At 68.7% G+C, this 18,883-nt stretch carries 17 protein-coding genes; 9 read left to right on the top strand and 8 right to left on the bottom strand.

Features of this window, described 5'->3' with window-relative positions; genetic code table 11:
* The first annotated feature begins 136 nt into the window (after nucleotides 1–136).
* Both AB0H76_RS24090 and AB0H76_RS24095 read left to right on the top strand, forming a co-directional pair.
* On the top strand, nucleotides 137–1,123 hold the full coding sequence (locus AB0H76_RS24090; protein WP_357328011.1) for an alpha/beta hydrolase: 987 nt from the start codon (nucleotides 137–139) through the stop codon (nucleotides 1,121–1,123).
* 190 nt (nucleotides 1,124–1,313) lie between these two features.
* Nucleotides 1,314–1,601: a hypothetical protein gene (locus AB0H76_RS24095; RefSeq protein WP_357328014.1), complete on the top strand. Its 288-nt coding sequence runs from the start codon at nucleotides 1,314–1,316 to the stop codon at nucleotides 1,599–1,601.
* Nucleotides 1,602–1,649: 48 nt separating this feature from the next.
* Here AB0H76_RS24095 and AB0H76_RS24100 read toward each other — a convergent pair whose 3' ends face one another.
* Complete coding sequence (locus tag AB0H76_RS24100; RefSeq protein WP_357328016.1) at nucleotides 1,650–2,816, bottom strand: acetyl-CoA acetyltransferase; 1,167 nt, start codon at nucleotides 2,814–2,816, stop codon at nucleotides 1,650–1,652.
* Between the two features lie 369 nt (nucleotides 2,817–3,185).
* On the opposite strand from AB0H76_RS24100, the gene AB0H76_RS24105 reads away from it, so the two are divergent.
* The 3 genes from AB0H76_RS24105 to AB0H76_RS24115 are packed head-to-tail and all read left to right on the top strand — an operon-like array spanning nucleotide 3,186 to nucleotide 6,729.
* Nucleotides 3,186–4,016 (top strand): hypothetical protein, encoded by an 831-nt coding sequence (locus AB0H76_RS24105; protein WP_357328019.1) that lies wholly within the window; start codon nucleotides 3,186–3,188, stop codon nucleotides 4,014–4,016.
* A gap of 32 nt (nucleotides 4,017–4,048) precedes the next feature.
* Nucleotides 4,049–5,980 (top strand): fumarate reductase/succinate dehydrogenase flavoprotein subunit, encoded by a 1,932-nt coding sequence (locus AB0H76_RS24110; protein ID WP_357328022.1) that lies wholly within the window; start codon nucleotides 4,049–4,051, stop codon nucleotides 5,978–5,980.
* Between the two features lie 2 nt (nucleotides 5,981–5,982).
* On the top strand, nucleotides 5,983–6,729 hold the full coding sequence (locus AB0H76_RS24115; protein ID WP_357328025.1) for a succinate dehydrogenase/fumarate reductase iron-sulfur subunit: 747 nt from the start codon (nucleotides 5,983–5,985) through the stop codon (nucleotides 6,727–6,729).
* A 49-nt stretch (nucleotides 6,730–6,778) separates the two neighbouring features.
* Here the strand turns inward: AB0H76_RS24115 and AB0H76_RS24120 are convergent, their stop codons facing one another.
* From AB0H76_RS24120 to AB0H76_RS24130, 3 genes are all read right to left on the bottom strand, one after another.
* Nucleotides 6,779–6,916, bottom strand: coding sequence for a hypothetical protein (locus tag AB0H76_RS24120; RefSeq protein ID WP_357328028.1), 138 nt, complete (start codon nucleotides 6,914–6,916; stop codon nucleotides 6,779–6,781).
* Between the two features lie 132 nt (nucleotides 6,917–7,048).
* On the bottom strand, nucleotides 7,049–7,258 hold the full coding sequence (locus AB0H76_RS24125; protein ID WP_357328031.1) for a DUF397 domain-containing protein: 210 nt from the start codon (nucleotides 7,256–7,258) through the stop codon (nucleotides 7,049–7,051).
* Nucleotides 7,255–8,199 carry a helix-turn-helix transcriptional regulator gene (locus tag AB0H76_RS24130; RefSeq protein WP_357328033.1) on the bottom strand — a complete coding sequence of 315 codons (945 nt, stop codon included), beginning with the start codon at nucleotides 8,197–8,199 and terminating at the stop codon, nucleotides 7,255–7,257. The genes AB0H76_RS24125 and AB0H76_RS24130 overlap by 4 nt, the downstream gene beginning before the upstream one ends.
* A gap of 477 nt (nucleotides 8,200–8,676) precedes the next feature.
* Here AB0H76_RS24130 and AB0H76_RS24135 point away from each other — a divergent pair, with 477 nt between their 5' ends.
* Nucleotides 8,677–8,883, top strand: coding sequence for a hypothetical protein (locus tag AB0H76_RS24135; protein WP_194816555.1), 207 nt, complete (start codon nucleotides 8,677–8,679; stop codon nucleotides 8,881–8,883).
* A gap of 156 nt (nucleotides 8,884–9,039) precedes the next feature.
* Here the strand turns inward: AB0H76_RS24135 and AB0H76_RS24140 are convergent, their stop codons facing one another.
* Both AB0H76_RS24140 and AB0H76_RS24145 read right to left on the bottom strand, forming a co-directional pair.
* A complete protein-coding gene (locus tag AB0H76_RS24140) occupies nucleotides 9,040–9,978 on the bottom strand; it encodes a DNA-3-methyladenine glycosylase 2 family protein (protein WP_357328036.1) in 939 nt (312 codons plus the stop codon).
* Between the two features lie 257 nt (nucleotides 9,979–10,235).
* A complete protein-coding gene (locus AB0H76_RS24145; RefSeq protein WP_357328039.1) occupies nucleotides 10,236–13,016 on the bottom strand; it encodes an FAD-binding and (Fe-S)-binding domain-containing protein in 2,781 nt (926 codons plus the stop codon).
* A 142-nt stretch (nucleotides 13,017–13,158) separates the two neighbouring features.
* Between AB0H76_RS24145 and AB0H76_RS24150 the strand changes: the two genes are divergently transcribed.
* Nucleotides 13,159–15,039, top strand: a complete 1,881-nt coding sequence (locus tag AB0H76_RS24150; RefSeq protein WP_357328042.1) for an ABC transporter ATP-binding protein — start codon at nucleotides 13,159–13,161, stop codon at nucleotides 15,037–15,039.
* 75 nt (nucleotides 15,040–15,114) lie between these two features.
* On the opposite strand, the gene AB0H76_RS24155 is transcribed toward AB0H76_RS24150, so the two are convergent.
* Nucleotides 15,115–15,846 carry a TetR/AcrR family transcriptional regulator gene (locus AB0H76_RS24155; protein ID WP_357328045.1) on the bottom strand — a complete coding sequence of 244 codons (732 nt, stop codon included), beginning with the start codon at nucleotides 15,844–15,846 and terminating at the stop codon, nucleotides 15,115–15,117.
* Nucleotides 15,847–15,972: 126 nt separating this feature from the next.
* Between AB0H76_RS24155 and AB0H76_RS24160 the strand changes: the two genes are divergently transcribed.
* The gene (locus AB0H76_RS24160; RefSeq protein WP_357328048.1) at nucleotides 15,973–17,490 is read left to right on the top strand and encodes an MFS transporter; all 1,518 of its coding nucleotides are present in this window, start codon (nucleotides 15,973–15,975) and stop codon (nucleotides 17,488–17,490) included.
* A 71-nt stretch (nucleotides 17,491–17,561) separates the two neighbouring features.
* Here AB0H76_RS24160 and AB0H76_RS24165 read toward each other — a convergent pair whose 3' ends face one another.
* Complete coding sequence (locus AB0H76_RS24165; RefSeq protein WP_357328050.1) at nucleotides 17,562–18,557, bottom strand: oxidoreductase; 996 nt, start codon at nucleotides 18,555–18,557, stop codon at nucleotides 17,562–17,564.
* Between the two features lie 81 nt (nucleotides 18,558–18,638).
* Between AB0H76_RS24165 and AB0H76_RS24170 the strand changes: the two genes are divergently transcribed.
* Entirely contained in the window at nucleotides 18,639–18,881 is a 243-nt protein-coding gene (locus AB0H76_RS24170) for a hypothetical protein (RefSeq protein WP_357328053.1), read from the top strand.
* Nucleotides 18,882–18,883: the final 2 nt, after the last annotated feature.

Genomic DNA, 18,883 nt, shown 5'->3' on the forward strand with positions numbered 1-18,883 from the left:
CATGTTTCCGATGTCGATCTACCGCGTCAGTTGCACAACGCGTACATAACGGCAGGTATGGATGGCTAACGACCTGGCTATGTATATCGACAACCGGGCAAAAGCTCCACTGGGTCGACGCGCCACAGGAGACATCATGTCCACCCCCATCGCCCGGGTGGCCGCCGATTACGTCGGCCCCCAACTCTCCGAGAAATACTGCACGGTCGCGGCCGACGACGGCGTGCCGATCGCGGTCCGCACCTTCGGCGGCGAATCCGCGCCGCTGACCGTGGTTTTCGTGCACGGGCACTGCCTGCGCACCGACTCCTGGTCCTTCCTGCGCGATCAACTGCTGAGCCGGTGGAACGCCGATACCCGGATGGTCTTCTACGACCACCGCGGCCACGGCGAATCCGGGGTGGCCCATCCCTCGACCTACACCATCGATCAGCTCGGCCGGGACCTCGACGCCGTGCTGCGTGCGGTCGCACCGACCGGCCCGGTCGTCCTGGTGGGGCACTCGATGGGCGCGATGGTGTGCCTCGCCTATGCCCGCCTGTTTCCCGAGGCGATCGGCACCCGCGTGGTCGGCGTCGGCTTGATCGCCGGCGCCGCCAACGGCATCACCGAGGTGGGCCTTGGCCGCTTCCTGCACCGCTACGCGGTCAACTCGCTGCAGACCGCCGTGGTCCGCGCGCCCCGGGTGATGCAGGCCTCCAAGCGGTTCTCCCGGCGAATCTTCGAGCCGATCGTCCGGGAGGCGCAGTTCGGCACGAAGAAGGTGAATCCGCGGATGATCGCGGTCGCCACCGCGATGCTCAACGACACGCCGCTGCTGACCATGTCCAGCTTCCTGGGTTCGCTGATCGCCTTCGACGAGACCGCCTCGCTGCACCACCTCGGGTCCATCCCGGCGCTGGTGCTGGCCGGTTCGGCCGACATCGTGGTCCCGTTCGTGCACTCGGTGGTGCTGGCCTCCCAGCTCAGCGGCTCGGAGCTGGTGCGGGTCGAGGGCGCCGGGCACAGCGTCATCCTGGAGCGCGCCGAAGAGGTGGCGTTGCAGATCGTCGCGCTGGTCAACCGGGTCTGCGCCACGCTCACCGAGCACGGGCCGGATCCGGAGTTCGCGGCCGCCAGCTGAGCCTTGGCAGAAGCTACGGCTATCTCACAACGAACGCGGGCAACACTCGGGCAATCCACCAGACTTCGCGATCCGACGAGCCAGATCGGGAAACGTCACGTACTGTGTTGTAGATCACGATGTGTGGTGGGTCACAGGGCTGATCAGCCCATCGCGATCAACGACCTGCCAGCGAACACAGGAGGAAACGATGACACGCAGCGAAATCGCGGATCTCCGCTATGCGGTAGTCCAGCTCCGGCAATCGATCAGCGCACTGCGCTCGCACTACGGCGATGCCAATACCGTGCGGCGGCTGGAGAACGATCTCGAACGCCTCGTCATCGACGCCGAGGACTTCGAGCAGGCCCCGCCGCCGGAGGTCAGCCGCCGCCCGCAGCAAACCATCTACGTCCCGGACAGCAAGTCCGACGAGGCGGCGTGGATGGGGGCACAGGACGAAGGGCTGGGTTTCCACTCGCGTCCGCGCACCAAGTAAGCGCTTCGCCACCGTCCCGGCCGTACGCACGGCCGGGACGTTCGCGTGTCAGGCCCGATGCCGCCCGAAGCGCGTGGGCCGGGCCCCGTGGAACCGCGCACCCCGCGGTGTCTCGACCACCGGGGGCGTGCGGGCGGATTCGAAGAGCGCGGCGATCCCGTGGTCCGGCCCGAGGCCGATGACCTCGAGCGCGTAGCGCCCGTCGCCGCGGGCCAATTCGTGCAGCATCGTCGTCATGATGCGCAGCCCGGTCGCACCGACCGGGTGACCGAGCGCGAGCGCGGAACCGTTGACGTTGAGCCGGGTTCGCGGATCGAGCTCCCATTCCCGGGCCAGCGCGAGCACTTCCACCGCGAAACCCTCGTTGATCTCGACCAGGTCCATGTCGTCGAGCGTCAGCCCGGTGCGGCCCAGCAGCTTGGCGACCGCGGGCGCCGCGCCGAGAGTCGCGGTCCTGGTATCGGTTCCGGCCGCGGCCCAGCCCGTCAGGAAGGCGATCGGGCGCAGCCCCAGGTCCTCGAGCCGGTCCTCGGCCACCACCAGGCAACCGGCGGCGCCGTGCCGGTGTGAACTCATATTGGCCACGGTCACGACGCCGTCGGGCAGCATCGGTTCGAGCATGCCGAGGGTCTGCGCCGAGATCTCCTCGATCACCCCCTCGTCGCGCAGGATCCGGTGCGCGGCGGAGTCGGTGAGCATGTGATCGAGGCGCCCGCCGGGACCGGCCGCGCGCCCCGCCGAAACCATCTCGTTCGCGAAGATGCCCTGCCGCCAGGCTCGGGCCGCCTTGCGGTGGCTGGCCACCGTGAACTCATCCGCTTCGAATCGGCCGATGCCGTAGTAGTGGGCCAGGGCCTCGGCGTTGGCCAGCGCCTTGCGGTCCGGGCCGACCGGGCGGGACGCGGATTCCACGCCACCGGCCACCACCACGTCCGCGGCGCCGGTCTGCACCATCATCGCCGCGGTGATCAGCGCCTGCAGCCCGCTCCCGCAGCGGCGGTCGGTGACGAAGCCCGGCAGGGCGAGCCCGGCCAGCGCGGTCCCGTCGACCCCGGCCAGCGCGACGTCCTCGATACACCCGCGGTCGATACCGGACCGTTCGACGACGTGATCCAGGACCGCCGTGGCCAGACCGGCCGGCGACAACCCGAACAGTGCGCCCCGGTCGACCCCGCTCGGGGTGCGAACCGGCGACACAATCGCGGCTCTTCTCATCGTGGTTACCTCCCGGACCGCCACTCGCCCGTCGTGCGTGACCTATCGACGCACGTCAAGGTTCGATCCTGCGGTCAGCAGAACACGACTGTGTTGCCACCGTGTGAAATTAAAATCCGTACGGTTTCATTTCCGTACCACTTGGACACCCTATCGGTCGAATCCCATTGCGTTCGAACAGAGTTCGAAAACCGCCCGATTGCCGGGTTTGTCATACCTTCCCAAGATCAGTTGTGGCACAGATCATATGGGTCGGCTTTACCGGGACCGGGCTCGAGCGATAGCTGACGTGTCGTATGGTGCTCACCATCACATTCGATCGCGGAGGTATCGAATGACCCGCAGAGCAGATCAGCGAGGCATCAAGCTGTGAGTGCCGCACCGACATCCACTCCCGACACGGGCACCGGCGTCTTCAGCAGGACCCGGGCCCGGATCACCGAGCGCACGCTGCGCACCGACAGGTGGTGGGTCCCACCACTGCTCACGGTGCTGGGGTTGAGCGCGTTCATCATCTACGCGACGGTGCGCGCCTATGCGCGCACGGCCTACTGGGTGGCGGACTATCACTATCTGACGCCGTTCTACTCACCGTGCGTGAGCACCGACTGCGTCGAGGGCGCGCGGCACTTCGGCGCCTGGTTCGGGCACATCCCCGCGATCCTGCCGCTGGGCTTCCTGGTGCTGCCGTTCCTGCTCGGCTTCCGGCTGACCTGCTACTACTACCGCAAGGCCTACTACCGCGCGGTGTGGTTCTCCCCGCCGGCCTGCGCGGTGGCCGAGCCGCACGCCAAGTACACCGGCGAGACCCGGCTGCCCCTGATCATCCAGAACGTGCACCGCTACTTCTTCTATGTGGCGCTGCTGGTTTCGCTGATCAACACCTACGACGCGATCACCGCGTTCCACGGCAAGGGCGGCGGCTTCGGCTTCGGCCTCGGCAATATCGTGCTGCTGGGCAACGTGATCCTGCTGTGGGCCTACACCTTGTCCTGCCACTCCTGCCGGCACATCGCGGGCGGACGGCTCAAGCACTTCTCCGCCCACCCGGTGCGCTACTGGCTCTGGACCCAGATATCCAAGCTGAACACCCGGCACATGCAGCTGGCCTGGGTCACCCTGTTCACCCTGGTGCTCACCGATTTCTACGTCATGTTGGTGGCCAGCGGCACCATCTCCGACCTGCGGTTCATCAACTGAATCTCGCCTAGACCCCAGGAGTATTCGCACCCATGCCAGAACTCGAGCGGCACAAGTACGACGTCGTCGTGATCGGTGCCGGCGGCGCCGGACTGCGCGCGGTGATCGAAGCCAGGGAACACGGCCACTCCGTCGCGGTGGTGTGCAAGTCGTTGTTCGGCAAGGCGCACACCGTGATGGCCGAGGGCGGCTGCGCGGCCTCGATGGGCAATGCCAACGAGAAGGACAACTGGCAGACCCATTTCAAAGACACCATGCGCGGTGGCAAGTTCCTCAACAACTGGCGCATGGCCGAACTGCACGCGCAGGAGGCGCCGGACCGGGTCTGGGAGCTGGAAACCTATGGCGCGCTGTTCGATCGGACCAAGGACGGCCGGATCAGCCAGCGCAACTTCGGCGGCCACACCTACCCGCGGCTGGCACACGTCGGCGACCGCACCGGCCTCGAGATCATCCGCACCATGCAGCAGAAGATCGTCGCGCTGCAGCAGGAGGACTTCGCCGCGACCGGCGACTACGAGGCGCGGATCAAGGTCTTCTCCGAGCTCACCATCACCGAGCTGCTCAAGGACGGCGACAAGATCGCCGGCGCGTTCGGCTACTGGCGCGAATCCGGTCGCTTCGTCCTCTTCGAAACGCCCGCGGTGGTTTTGGCCACCGGCGGCATCGGCAAGTCCTACAAGACCACCTCGAACTCCTGGGAGTACACCGGCGACGGGCACGCGCTCGCGCTGCGCGCCGGGGCGACGCTGATCAACATGGAGTTCCTGCAGTTCCACCCGACCGGCATGGTCTGGCCGCCCAGTGTGAAGGGCATCCTGGTCACCGAGGGCGTGCGCGGCGACGGCGGGGTACTGAAGAACTCCGAGGGCAAGCGGTTCATGTTCGACTACATTCCGCCGGTCTTCAAGGGGCAGTACGCCGAGACCGAGGAAGAAGCCGATCAGTGGCTCAAGGACAACGATTCCGCGCGCCGCACCCCGGATCTGCTCCCCCGCGACGAAGTGGCGCGAGCCATCAACTCCGAGGTGAAGGCGGGTCGCGGCACCAAGAACGGGGGCGTCTTCCTCGATATCGCCTCGCGCCTGCCCGCCGAGGAGATCCGCCGGCGCCTGCCGTCCATGCACCACCAGTTCAAAGAGCTTGCGGACGTGGATATTACGAAGGAGCCGATGGAGGTCGGGCCGACCTGTCACTACGTGATGGGCGGCATCGAGGTGGATCCGGATACCGGAGCCGCCACGGTCCCCGGGCTTTTCGCGGCCGGTGAGTGCTCCGGCGGCATGCACGGCTCGAACCGGCTCGGCGGCAACTCGCTGTCGGATCTGCTCGTCTTCGGCAGACGCGCCGGGCTCGGCGCCGCGAACTATGTCGAACAGCTGGCCGCGCGCCCCACGGTGACCGACGCGGATCTCGCGGCGGCGGCCGAAGGCGCTGTGGCGCCGTTCAATCCGCCGGAGGAAGGCACCGGCGAGAACCCCTACACCCTGCACACCGACCTGCAGCAGGCGATGAACGACCTGGTCGGCATCATCCGCAAGGAACACGAACTGCAGCAGGCCATCGATCGGCTCGCCGCCCTGCGGGAGCGGTTCGACAACATGACCGTCGAGGGCCATCGGCAGTTCAACCCCGGCTGGCACCTCGCCCTCGATCTGCGCAACATGCTGCTGGTCAGCGAATGTGTCGCGCAGGCCGCGCTGTTGCGCACCGAGAGCCGCGGCGGGCACACCCGCGACGACTTCCCCTCGATGGATCCGGCGTGGCGCAACAAGCTGCTGATCTGCTCGATCAACCCGGACGACGCCGACGCCCCGGTACCCGAGGTCCGGGTCACCCCGGCCGACCAGGTGCCGATGCGCACCGACCTGCTCGAGCTGTTCGAAGTGAACGAGCTCGAGAAGTATTACCGCCCGGACGAACTCCCGGGCCAGCCGGCTACTGCCACGGAAGGTGAGGCCTAGCCATGGGATACGACGCCAAGTTCCGCGTCTGGCGCGGCGACGATACCGGCGGCGCGCTGGAGGACTTCACGGTCGAGGTGAACGAGGGCGAGGTGGTGCTCGACATCATCCACCGCCTGCAGGCCACCCAGGCGCCGGATCTCGCGGTCCGCTGGAATTGCAAAGCGGGCAAGTGCGGTTCGTGCTCGGCGGAGGTGAACGGCAAGCCGCGACTGCTGTGCATGACGCGCATGTCCACCTTCGGCGCGGACGAATTGATCACCGTGACGCCGATGCGCTCCTTCCCCGTGATCCGCGATCTGGTCACCGATGTGTCGTTCAACTACACGAAGGCAAGGGAGATACCGTCTTTCACGCCGCCCGCCGATCTGAAGCCCGGTGACTACCGGATGCAGCAGGTGGATGTGGAGCGCTCGCAGGAGTTCCGCAAGTGCATCGAATGCTTCCTGTGCCAGAACACCTGTCACGTGGTGCGTGATCACGAGGAGAACAAGGAATCTTTCTCCGGTCCCCGATTCCTCATGCGGATCGCGGAACTGGAAATGCATCCGCTGGATGTGGCCGACCGCCGGGACATGGCGCAGGAGGAGCACGGGCTCGGCCTGTGCAATATCACCAAGTGCTGCACCGAGGTCTGCCCGGAACATATCAAGATCACCGACAACGCGTTGATCCCGATGAAGGAGCGCGTAGCGGATCAGAAATACGATCCGCTGGTCTGGCTGGGCAACAAGCTTTTCCGGCGCTGACGCCGCGAACCGGCCGGGTGCCGCACCCGGCCGGTTCAGCGCACCCTATTTACAAAGTCGCGATGACACCGAGGGCGACGACCCACACCAGCACGCCGACGAACAATGCCGACAGCAGTGAGCCCGACAGGATGTACACGCCGATCGCGGAGACGCCGAATAGCAGCGCTACGATCAGCCATTCCACCCAATCGCCCGGTCGCAATTTCCGATACCGAGGATGGGTATTCTTCAACCCACGGTCCACAATATTTGGCTACCCCGCTGTTAGACGAGGTAAACAATCCGGTGATAGAGCCCGGCGCGTTCCGTGATCAGATCACTGCGGGCGATCGAACTCGCCGTCCTGCACGCCCGCGGTGAATGCCGTCCATTCCGACGGCGTGAATACCAGAACCCCGCCGGCGGGGTCATTTCCGTTGCGCAGCGCCACGTATCCCTCGGCCAGCAGCGCGACCTCCACGCCGGTGCCCCCCGGCCCGCTGGTCGCACGCCAGGTGGCCGCCGACAGATCCACGTTCCCCTTCATGCCACGAACTCCTTCGCTACCTGCCGCAGCAGGTTTCGGCTCGGTTGCACGTCCAGCGACGCGCGCTGCAGCCCCTCGTGGGCCCGCAGGTACCGCTCGACATCGCCCGGGCGTTCCAGATACAGATCGCCGGTGAAACCCTCGACGTAGACCACCGGCGGTTCCACCGGGTGGCCCTTGCTGTCGGTTCCGAACTGCAGCACGGTGAACGGCCCGGTCGCGTCACCGAGCGGTATTCCCGCCGCGAAGGGCAGAATACGCAGCACCACATTCGGTTTGGTACTCATATCGGCCAGGTGCCGCAACTGCGCCGCCATCACTTTCACGTCACCGACCACCCGGTGCAGCACCGATTCGTGCAGCACCACGTCGACCCCGGCGGGCGCGGTCTTGCGGGAGGTCAACGCCTGGCGCTGCTGGCGCAGCTGGACCCGGCGCTCGAGTTCCTCCTCGGAGGCCTCCGGATAGCCGAGCCGGTTCAGCGCCCGCGCGTAGTCGGCCGTCTGCAATTGCCCGAGCACCAGTTCGGAGCGGTAGGAGGTGAGCCGGTGCGCCGAGGCCTCCAAACCCACGTAGACATCGAAGTTCTCGGGGATCAGATCACCGTAGGCATGCCACCAGCTCTTCACCGCCGCCTGCTGGGCCAGGCCCTTGAGCGCCTCGGCCAGGTCGTCGGGGATGCCGTAGATGCGGCACAGCTCCTGGATGTCGATCGTCCGGATCCGGTCGGCCTGCCCCTTCTCCATGCGCTGCAATGTGCTTGCGCCCCACTCCATCAGCCGCGAGGCCTCCGCGATCGTCAAGCCCGCTTGCGTACGCCAGTCCCGCAGGTATCTACCGAGCTGGCGGCGCGGAAGCGTCGAGGACCCGCCCTCACCGGCCGCGCCGGAACGCTCGGGTTCACTCTCGGTCGCCGAAACTCTTGCCATACTCGCAGACACGGCACGCTCCGTTCAGTGCTCAGGCTCGCCGCCGCGTCTTACCAGGTCCGGCGCTCGGCGCGGACCCGGTACTTCGCCTGGGCAATAGGCTCTTTGGGGGCAACAGCACTTCCATCCAATATGGAGAATCTTCCTCCCCTCGGTGGACTTCGTGCTGGGAATTCGCGCGAAATCTTCCGGCATCCGGCAAGTCCGTTGCTCGGCAGCGCATCCGATGGTGTGCTGAGAGTGTGCCCGGAGCCTTCCAGGCCCGGCCCCCTCCCCGCTGTGAAAGCTCCGGGCACATCACAGGAATCGCACGCAGGAACGAGGAGTCATGGCCGAAGATGAGCGACGCACGGACCGGTCCCGCACCGAGCGCTGGATGGTTCCCCCGCACCGTGTGCGTCGGCCGATCGGACCGGTTGCGGAGGCGGCAGTACCGGTAACTGGCGGAGTGCCAGGCCTTGACTCCCGGGAAAGGATGGAGGTCGCGCCATGCAATTGACCAACCTGAACATGCACGTCGCCGCGCTGCTCGCCTGCGGGACCGATCCGGGCCCGATGACCACCGAACAGGCGCACGCGGCAATGCAATTGCACCTCGATTGCACCGTGGACCGCTGCCGGGTGCGCCGCCGGGCGCGCGCGACACTGGTCGAGGCGGGCAAGTGCGTATTGGACGAGCGGGCGCTGCGTACCTGAGCAGTCCCGCCGAGGAGGCGCGCGGCCGCGACTGCAGGGAAGGCCGCGGCAGCGCGTCTCGTCACCCCGGCGTGCTTCGGGCCGGGACCCGGTGCATCGAATGAGAGGCCCGCTCGCGGGTTCGGTGCCCGGTTCCCGCCCCGAGGTCCGCGGGGCTCAGTGCCAGGTGTGATCGGTGAGCGGGGTGCGCGGCCCGAACTTGGGTTTGTGCGCGAAACCGCCGATCTCCAGTAGGCGTACCGCCCGATACCGATGCGGCCGAAGGGGATCCAGATACTCGACCATCTCGTCGTCGTCGATCGGGCGGCCCAGCAACGTCCAGCCCACGATGGCGGCCAGATGGAAGTCGCCGACCGAGAGGGCATCCGCGTCGCCGAACGCGCGCTGGCCGATCTCCGCGGCGGTCCAGACGCCGATGCCCGGAATCGTGCACAGCAACCGGGCGGCCTCGGCGGGATCCTGCGCGGCCGTGCGCTCCAGCGCCTCGGCCACGCGGGCGGCCCGGACGATGGTCTGCGCGCGCTGCGGGCCGACGTTGGCGCGGTGGTAGGTCCAGGAGGGGATGCGACGCCAGGTGTCGGCGTCCGGCGGTACCAGCAGACCGGCGGGGGCCGGGCCCGGCGCCGGCGTACCGAAGGCACGGACCAGGCTGCGCCAGGACGCTCGCGCCGATTTGGTGTGCACCTTCTGCTCGAGCACGGCGGGGACCAGCGCCTCGAAGACCAGGCCCGTGCGCAGCATGCGCAGGCCGGGACAGCGGCGGTGCGCTTCGGCGAGCTTGGGATGGTCGGGCGTGAAGCCGGAGACGTCCTCGTCCAGGCACAGCAGGTGCTCGAGGCGCTCCAGGAACTCGGCCGCGCCGGGGCCCCAGGCCTGGGCCCGCACCGCGCACGGCCCGGATTGGGCGAGACGGTAGGTCACCGGGCCGGACGGCAGGCGCGAGGCATGCCAGTGCGTGCCGTCGGCCGCGGTCGTGTGGCAAGGATCACCGAGGCCGCGGCCCAGCGGGGCAATGGTGTGGGCGAGATCGACCGGGCGGTCCGAGGTCACCGTCCGGACCAGGCCGGATTCGGCAACCGCCGCCTGCGCACGCACCGCCCCATTCTGCCCGGCGCGGCCCGCGGCCGGCGCGCCGGGTTAACGAGTGAATTCCCGGCGGCGATAACGATCTTGATTCGCGCAGCAGTTACTCGTCGCCCTCGGAGGAATTCGGATGATCACCACTCTGCTCAATGCCCTGCTCGATTTCTGGGGCGCCATCTCGCCCGGCAGTTCCGGATATTCGATTCCGCCGGGCAGCCTGCCGTTCGGCAGCTGACGGATCGCTGAGCTCGCCGCGCGGGGTGGCGAGCTCAGCTTTCCGAGAGGAATCGGGCCAGATGTACGCCGCGGCGCCCCGCCAGCTGTTCGGCTTGCGTACGGCAGGAGAAACCGTCCGCCAGAAATGTGGCGTCCGCGTTGTCCCGGAGCCCCGGTAGCAATGCGTTCGCGGCGACCTGCGCCGACACTTCGTAATGGCCCTGCTGCATTCCGAAATTCCCCGCCAGACCGCAGCATCCGGCGAGTTCGCGCACCCGCACGCCGGTATCGGTCAGAATCTGCCGGTCCGCGGCGAAACCCAGCACGGCATGCTGATGGCAGTGCGGCTGCACCACCACCTCGCCCGTGCGCCGCGGCGGCTGCCAGTCCGGGTGCGCCGTAAGGAATTCCGCCAGCGTGCGTACCGCGCTCGCGGTGCGCGCCGCCCGTGGATCGTCGGCCAGCAACTCCGGCAGGTCGGCGCGCAAGACGGCGGTGCACGAGGGCTCCAGGCCCACCACCACGCCTCCGCCGCGCACGTGCTCATCGAGTTCGTCCAGCGTTGCCCGCAGGCGTTTGCGAGCGCCATCCAGCTGTCCGGTAGTTATCCACGTCAGTCCACAGCACAACCGGCGGTGCGGGATTCGGACGCGATAGCCGAGCGCATCGATCAACTCGATTGCCGCGAGCGCGGTTTCGGGGTCGAAGGCGTCGGTGAAGGTATCGATCCACAGCAGGACCTCGGGTCGCTCCGGCGAGGTCGAGTTCGGTACCGGGCGGTCGCGGAGTCGACGATGGACGCTGCGGTCGGCGAGGCGGGGGATCTCGCGGCGGGGATCGATTCCGGCGGCGCGCAAGCCGAGTCGCCGCAGCCATGCGACCTCGGAGAGCGCGTTGACCATGCGGGGCACGCGGGTCGCGACGGTGAGCCAGCGCGGGAGCCAGCCCAGCGTGTAGTGGTCGATCGGGCGCGGGCGGCGGCGGTAGCGGCGGTGCAGGGCCTCGGATTTGTAGGTGGCCAGGTCGACCCCCGCCGGGCAATCGGAGCGACAGGCCTTACAGGACAGGCAGAGGTCGAGGGATTCCGCGACGGCCGGGGAGTTCCAGGGCAGGGTGCCCCGGACGACCTCCTGGAGCACGCGGGCCCGGCCACGGGTGCTGTCCTTCTCATCGGCGGTCGCCAGGTAGGACGGGCACATGAAACCGCCGGAAGCGGAATTGTCGGCGCGGCATTTTCCGACGCCGACACACCGGTGCACGGCGGTGGCCAGGTCGCCGTCGTCGTGCGGGAAGGCGAAACCGTTGGCACTGAGCACTATTGGTAGATCCGCCACCCGCAGATCGGTGTCGATCGGGTGGGGATCGACCAGCACGCCCGGGTTCAGGACGTGCTGCGGATCGAATAGGGCTTTGTAACCGGCGAATACCTCGAGTACCTCGCGGGAGTACATGAGCCGCAACAGCTCCGAGCGGGCGCGGCCGTCGCCGTGTTCGCCGGACAGGGAGCCGCCGTAGCGGACCACCAGCTCCGCGGCGTCGAACAGGAAGGCGCGGAAGCGTTGCGGCGCATCGGCGATGGGGAGATCCAGGCGGACGTGGATGCAGCCGTCACCGATGTGGCCGTAGAGCAGACCGTCGACGCCGTGAGCCGCGGTCAGATCGGCGAAGTCGCGCAGATAGGCGCCGAGATGTTCGGGCGGGACGGCGGCGTCCTCCCAGCCGGGCCAGGCCGGTCGGCCGTCGGGCGTGCGGCCGGCCAGACCCGCGCCGTCCGCGCGGATGCGCCACAGTGCCGCCGCCTCAGCGGGTTCGGCGACGATGCGGGAGTCGAGAGCGCCGGCGGATTTACACAGCCGGGCGGCGACCGCGTAGGCCTCCTGCGCGGTGCCGCCCGCGGTCTCCACGAACAGCCAGCCGCCGCCGCGCGGGAGTTCCGGCACGGTGCCGCGGTGCGCGCGCACGATGTCGACCAGGCGGGCATCGATGCCCTCGACTGCAATCGGATGGCAGGCCATGACGGCGGCGACATCGTCCGCGGCGGCGGCCATGTCGGCGTAGCCGAGCACCGTCAAGAGGGTGGCACCGGGTAGCGGCACCAGGTCGACGGTGGCGTCGAGGAGTAGTCCGCAGGTGCCCTCGGTGCCGACGAAAGCCTTGGCGATCGACGAACCGCGTTCCGGCAGTAGATGTTCCAGGCCGTAGCCGGAAGCCTGACGGTCGAAGCGGCCGAGGTCGGTGCGCAGCACGGCGAGATTCGCCCGCGTGAACTCCGGCAGGCCCGGTAGCACCGACAGCTCGCTGCCCAGGGTCCGTTCGGCCCCGGTGCCGTCGAGTATGCGCAGCCGCCGGGTGTTGTCCGAGGTGCGGCCCCAGGCCACCGCGTGCGGTCCGCAGGCGTTGTTGCCGATCATTCCGCCGAGCGTGCACCGGTTCTGGGTCGACGGGTCCGGGCCGAACCGCAGACCGTGCTCGCCGGCCGCGCGCTGCAATCGCGAGAGCACCACACCGGGCTGCACCCGTGCCGATCGGCGTTCCGGATCCAGTTCCAGTACCTGGTTCATATGGCGGCTGAAGTCGAGCACGATCCCGTCCCCGATCGCGTTGCCCGCCACCGAGGTCCCGGCGCCGCGCGCCGTCACCGCGAGCCCGTTCGTCCGGGCGAATTCCAGGATGCCCGCGACATCGTCGTCGACCCGCGGGAATGCCACCGCCGCGGGCAGCACCCGATAGTTGGAAGCATCGGAGGAGTACTCCGCGCGCCGCCGCGCCGACACGTCGACCGCGCAGCCGACCCGCCCCCGCAACGCCTCGACGACCCGCTCCAGCTCGCTCACTCCGTCAGCCTATGCCCGTCCCCGCACCCCGAACCTGGGCAACACCGGCCGCCCCGGGAATGGGTTTGCTCTGAACCTTTGTTGAGGTTCTAGTGTCAGAGGCACCGGCTTGAATGGGCGGGGAGCGAGAGGGAGTACGAGCGTGAGTATCGAATCCGTGGCTTACAGCCAGATGTATCGGCGGATGAACGCGCCGGATGAGCAGCGGCCGTTCAGTCTCGCCACGGCGAAGCGGATCGTGCGGTTCGCCGAGCCGCATCGGCGGCGGATCGCGGTGTTCCTCGTGTTCAGCGTGGTGTCGGCGCTGCTGGCGGTGGCTACCCCGGTGCTGGCCGGGCGGGTCGTGAACAACATCGTCAGCGGGTCGGCGCCACGGGTGGTGGTCGTGCTCGCGCTGGTGATCGCCGGGCTCGCCGTGCTCGACGCCGCCCTCGGGGTGGTCATCCGGTGGCTGTCCTCGCGGATCGGCGAGGGGCTGATCCTGGATCTGCGCCGGTCCGTCTTCGACCACGTGCAGAAGATGCCGATCGCGTTCTTCACCCGCACCCGCACCGGCGCCCTGGTCAGCCGCCTGAACAACGATGTGATCGGCGCCCAGCGGGCCTTCAGCGACACGCTGTCCGGCGTGGTCGCCAACTTGGTGACGCTCGCCCTGACCCTCGGCGTGATGGTCACCATCTCCTGGCAGATCACCCTGCTCGCCCTGGTGCTGCTCCCGGTCTTCGTCATCCCGGCCCGGCGCATGGGCAACCGGCTGGCCGATCTGCAGCGCGAGGCCGCCAAGCTCAACGCCGCGATGAGCACCCAGATGACCGAGCGGTTCTCCGCGCCCGGCGCCACCCTGGTGAAACTGTTCGGCCGCCCGGAGCAGGAGTCCGGCGAGTTCGCGCTGCGCGCCCGCCGGGTCCGCGATATCGGGGTGCGCACCGCGATGTTGCAGACGGTCTTCGTCACCTCGCTCACCCTGGTGTCGGCGCTCGCGCTGGCCCTGGTCTACGGGCTCGGCGGCTGGTATGCGCTGCGCGGACAGCTCGATGCCGGTGCGGTCGTGGCTCTTTCGCTGCTGCTGACCAGGCTCTACACCCCGCTGACCGCGCTGGCCAGCGCCCGCATGGAGATCATGTCCGCGCTGGTGAGCTTCGAGCGCGTCTTCGAAGTGCTCGACCTGAAGCCGCTGATCGAGGACAAGCCGACCGCCGTCGCCGTGCCCGACGGCCCCGTCACGGTGGAGCTGGACAACGTCACCTTCGGCTACCCGTCCGCCGACAAGGTCTCGCTGGCCTCCCTGGAGGAGGTGGCGACACTGGACACCCGCGGCGGCATGGACGTGCTGCACGAGGTGTCGCTGCGCGCCGAACCGGGTCAGCTGGTCGCCCTGGTCGGTTCCTCGGGTGCGGGTAAATCCACCATCGCCCAGCTGGTTTCGCGGCTGTACGACGTCGACAGCGGCGCGGTGCGCTTGAACGGCGCCGATGTCCGCGATCTCAGCGCCACGTCGTTGCGCGACACCGTCGGCCTGGTCACCCAGGACGGTCACCTCTTCCACGATTCGATTCGCTCGAATCTCCTGCTGGCCCGCCCGGAAGCCACCGAGGCGGAGCTGTGGGACGCCCTGGAGCGGGCCCGCCTGCGCGATCTGATCGCCTCGCTCCCCGACGGCCTGGAAACCGTGGTCGGCGAACGCGGCTACCGGCTCTCCGGCGGCGAACGCCAGCGCCTGACCATCGCCCGCCTGCTGCTCAAGCAGCCGCGCCTGGTCATCCTGGACGAGGCCACCGCCTCGCTGGACTCCACCTCCGAAGCCGCTGTCCAGGAAGCGCTTACCGAAGCGCTGCACGGCCGCACCGCCCTGGTGATCGCGCACCGCCTGTCCACCATCCGCGCCGCCGACCTCATCGTGGTGCTGGAGGACGGCCGCATCGTCGAACGCGGCACGCACACCCAGTTGCTCGCCGCCGAGGGCCGCTACGCCGAGCTGTACCGCACCCAATTCGCCGACGACCCGGTCGAAGTCGCGGCCTGACAACACGAAGCGGCCCCACATCTGCTCTCGCAGGTGTGGGGCCGCTTCGTCGAAGGCGTTGCGGGCGTGCGGGGGTCAGGCTCGGCGGCGAGGGTCCAAGCCGTCGAGGATGCGGTCCAGCCCGTAGGCGAACTTGCGGGCGCGGGTTTCGGCGGGGTCGCCGGTCCAGTCCTCGGCGGCGAAGTCGGCGGTGAGGCGGGGGAAGTCGGCCGCGGCCTGCTCGACGGCGGGGCGCAGGGCGGCGATCATCTCGGCTTCGGTTTGCCCGGCGCGGGCCAGGGTGGTGAGCCAGGCCGCCTCGCTCGCGCTGCCGCCGGCGACGTAGGCGCTCAGGGCGCTGAGGGCGTCGCCGACCTCGTCGGGCGCGAAGCCGCCGGCCTGGAACAGGGCGATCATCCGGTCGGTCATGCGGGAGACGTTGGGGCCGAGGTGTGAGAGGCCGACCTGACTCAGGGTGACCGCCATCCAGGGGTGGCGCAGGATCATGGCGCGCATGTTGCCCGCGAATTGCGCTGTGGCGGTCCGCCATTCGGCGGGCTCGGTGATGGCGGGGACGGCGATCTCGCCGTAGACCTCGTCCACCACCAGCTCGATGAGTTCGTCGCGATTGGCGACGTGGCGGTAGAGCGAGGTGGCGCCGGCGTTGAGCCGGGCGCCGAGCTGGCGCATGGTCAGGGCCTCCATGCCCTCCGCGTCCAAGAGCGCGACGGCCTCGGCGACGATGTGCTCGCGGGTGAGGGCAGGTTGATCCCGGCCCTTGCGCGGGCGCGTCCATACCGATCCGACCTGCGATTTCTCGCTTGGCATGCGGATCTCCTTTCGTTGCCGCCAGCCTAGCGCACAATGTTCGCACTTGCGAACGCGTTGAAATCGTGCGTACAGTGTTCGCATTACGCAAACGGCGTACGCAGCACAGCGAGAGAAGAGTTCCCGATGGACGCGATCGACACCCGCAACCCGAAGCGCTGGTGGATCCTGGTGGTGCTGTGCCTGAGCACCCTGGTCCTGGTCATCGACAATTTCGTGCTGGCGGTGGCGGTGCCCGCGCTGGCCGCCGACCTGGGCGCCGGCGCACAGGACATCCAGTGGATCCTGGATTCCTACATCCTGGTGTTCGCGGGCCTGCTGCTCACCGCGGGCGGCCTGGCCGACCGGTTCGGCCGGCGGCGGGTGATGATCATCGGCCTGGCCCTGTTCGGGCTGGCCTCGCTCGGCGCGACGCTGGCAAGCAGCCCACTCGAGATGATCGTGGCCCGCTCGGTGATGGGTATCGGCGGCGCGCTGGTGCTGCCGAGCACGCTGTCCATCCTGATCACCGTGTTCGACGACGCGGAGCGGCGCAAGGCGATGAGCGCGTGGAGCGCGGCGTCGGTGCTCGGCCTGGTCGGCGGGCCGGTGCTGGGCGGCGTGCTGATCGCGCACTTCTGGTGGGGCGCGGCGTTTCTGATCAATATCCCGGTGGCGATCGTGGCCATCATCGCGGCGCTGGTGCTGATGCCGGAGTCCAAAGGCCCGCAGGCCAAGCCCGATATCCCCGGCGCCCTGCTGTCCATGGTCGGCATGACCGCGCTGGTCTGGACCATCATCGAATTCCCCAAGGGCGGCTTCGATCACGCCGGCACCGTGCTCACCCTCGCCATCGCCGTGGTCGGCCTGGTCTCGTTCGTGGCCTGGGAGCGGCGCGTCGCCGAGCCGATGGTGCCGCTGAACCTGTTCCGGGACCGCGACTTCGCCGGCGGCAGCCTCTCGCTCACCCTGGTGCAGGTCGCCAACGGCGGCATCCTGCTGGTGCTCACCCAGTACCTGCAGTTCGTGCTCGGCTACTCGCCCACCGCGGCCGGCCTGGCCCTGATCCCGATGCTGCTCGCCTCCATCGTGTGCAACGGCCTGGGCGCCGCGCTGAGTGCCAAAACCGGTAACCGCGCCCTCGCCGTCACCGGCATGCTGATCACCACGGCCGGTCTGGGCCTGCTGTCCACCTTGCAGGCCGACAGCGGCTTCGGCCCGGTCGCCATCGCCCTGATCGTGCTCGGCGCCGGTGCGGGCCTGGCCCAGCCCGCCGCCATCGCCGCCCTGATGGGCGCGGTTCCGGCGGAGCAGGCCGGTGCGGGTTCCGCGCTGAACGACACCATCCAGCAGGCGGGCGCCGCCCTGGGCATCGCGATCCTCGGCTCGGTGCTGTCCAGCGGCTTCACCGCCGCCATGCCGGACGACGCACCCGCGGCCGCGCGGTATTCCATCGGCGACGCGCTCACGGTGGCCGCCGCCACCGGCGACTCGGCGCTGATCGACACCGCCAGAGCGGCTTTCGCGAGCGCGATGTCGGGCAGCTTCCTCGCGGGCGGGGCCGGCGTCCTGGCCGCCGCGGTCCTGGCATTCTTCGTGATGCGCGAACACCGGCCCGCGCCTGCCGCGGTCGAGCGGGCCGACGACCTGGCACTGGCCAGGTAAGGCGGCCTGACAGCACGAGCCCGGCCGATCGGAATTCGATCGGCCGGGCTCGAAAGACGTGCGGGGACGGCTCAGAAAGCGCCCGCGACCTCCAGAACCGTACGGCCGGAATGAGATCCGGACTGAATGCCGCGCAGCACCTCGGCCACCTCGGTGACCGGGGCGACATGTTCGATTGCCGACAGGTGGCGGGGCTTGAACTCCTTGCCGAGCCGGGCCCACAGATCGCGGCGCTGGTCGATCGGGAAGTTCACCGAGTCGATGCCGAAGAGCGCCACCCCGCGCAGGATGAACGGCAGGACCGTCGTGGGCAGTTCGGCGCCGCCGGTAAGACCGCTGACCGCCACGGTGCCGCCGTAGGAGATCGAACTCAGCACGTAGGCCAGCGATTTGCCGCCGACGCTGTCGACCGCGGCCGACCAGCGGGACTTGCCCAGCGGGCGCGGTTTCGCGTCCGGATCCTCGGGCAGCCGGCCGATCACCTCGGCGGCGCCGAGTTCGGACAGCAGCTCGCCCGCGCCGGTCTTGCCGGTGGAGGCGACCACCTCGAAGCCGAGGCCCGCCAGAATATCGACGGCGACACTGCCGACGCCGCCCGTCGCGCCGGTGACCAGCACCGCGCCGTCGGAGGGGGTGAGCCCGCGGTTCAGCAGCTCCTGCACGCTCATGGCGGCGGTGAATCCGGCGGTGCCGAGCGCCGCGGCCTCGCGCGGGGTCAGCCCGTCCAGCTTCACCACCCACTCGGCCGGAACGCGGGCGTACTCCGCGAAACCGCCGTTGCGCGCGACGCCGATCTCGTACCCGTGTGCCACCACCAGATCGCCCGGGGCGAAATGGTCGTCCTCGGAGCTCACCACCTCGCCGGCCAGGTCGATGCCCGGCACGATCGGGTAGTCGCGGACGACGCCGCCGCCCTCGGTGATCGCCAGCCCGTCCTTGAAGTTGGCACTCGAGTAGTGCACCTTGATCGTCACGGTGCCCGGCCCGAGGAACTCCTCGCCGACCTTCTCGCGCCGTACCTCGATGCCGTCGTCCGATCGGTGTGCCACCATCGCCCAGAACTCCATGGCCCCGAGCATACGAGGGCCACCGGTGCCGTGGTGGTTGCACCGGTGGAGAAGACGCCGCGGGAAACCTAGTGTGGTCCCATGACGCACCAAGATCCCGCGGACCCCGTTTCCGCCGCGGAAATCGAAATGCGTTGGGTGGACGCGTGGAATCAGCTTTCCGACATCGGTGCGGGCACCTGCCTACTACCCGACGGTTCCTGGGTCGATGTCGAGCTCGCCGAGGGCTTCCTGCAGGACAGCGCGTATGCCGGGTGGCGGCTGGCCGTCACCGAGGCGGATTTCGCCGGCCGGCCGGTCGCGGTCGTACACCGCTGGCGATGACC

Origin of the sequence: Nocardia sp. NPDC050712, assembly GCF_040654295.1 — a bacterium.
GTDB lineage: Bacteria > Actinomycetota > Actinomycetes > Mycobacteriales > Mycobacteriaceae > Nocardia.

Coding starts and splice junctions, on each gene's coding strand:
- AB0H76_RS24090 (WP_357328011.1), top strand. CDS start 137: ATGTCCACCCCCATCGCCCGGGTGGCCGCCGATTACGTCGGCCCCCAA.
- AB0H76_RS24095 (WP_357328014.1), top strand. CDS start 1,314: ATGACACGCAGCGAAATCGCGGATCTCCGCTATGCGGTAGTCCAGCTC.
- AB0H76_RS24100 (WP_357328016.1), bottom strand. CDS start 2,816: ATGAGAAGAGCCGCGATTGTGTCGCCGGTTCGCACCCCGAGCGGGGTC.
- AB0H76_RS24110 (WP_357328022.1), top strand. CDS start 4,049: ATGCCAGAACTCGAGCGGCACAAGTACGACGTCGTCGTGATCGGTGCC.
- AB0H76_RS24115 (WP_357328025.1), top strand. CDS start 5,983: ATGGGATACGACGCCAAGTTCCGCGTCTGGCGCGGCGACGATACCGGC.
- AB0H76_RS24125 (WP_357328031.1), bottom strand. CDS start 7,258: ATGAAGGGGAACGTGGATCTGTCGGCGGCCACCTGGCGTGCGACCAGC.
- AB0H76_RS24135 (WP_194816555.1), top strand. CDS start 8,677: ATGCAATTGACCAACCTGAACATGCACGTCGCCGCGCTGCTCGCCTGC.
- AB0H76_RS24155 (WP_357328045.1), bottom strand. CDS start 15,846: ATGCCAAGCGAGAAATCGCAGGTCGGATCGGTATGGACGCGCCCGCGC.
- AB0H76_RS24160 (WP_357328048.1), top strand. CDS start 15,973: ATGGACGCGATCGACACCCGCAACCCGAAGCGCTGGTGGATCCTGGTG.
- AB0H76_RS24165 (WP_357328050.1), bottom strand. CDS start 18,557: ATGGAGTTCTGGGCGATGGTGGCACACCGATCGGACGACGGCATCGAG.
- AB0H76_RS24170 (WP_357328053.1), top strand. CDS start 18,639: ATGACGCACCAAGATCCCGCGGACCCCGTTTCCGCCGCGGAAATCGAA.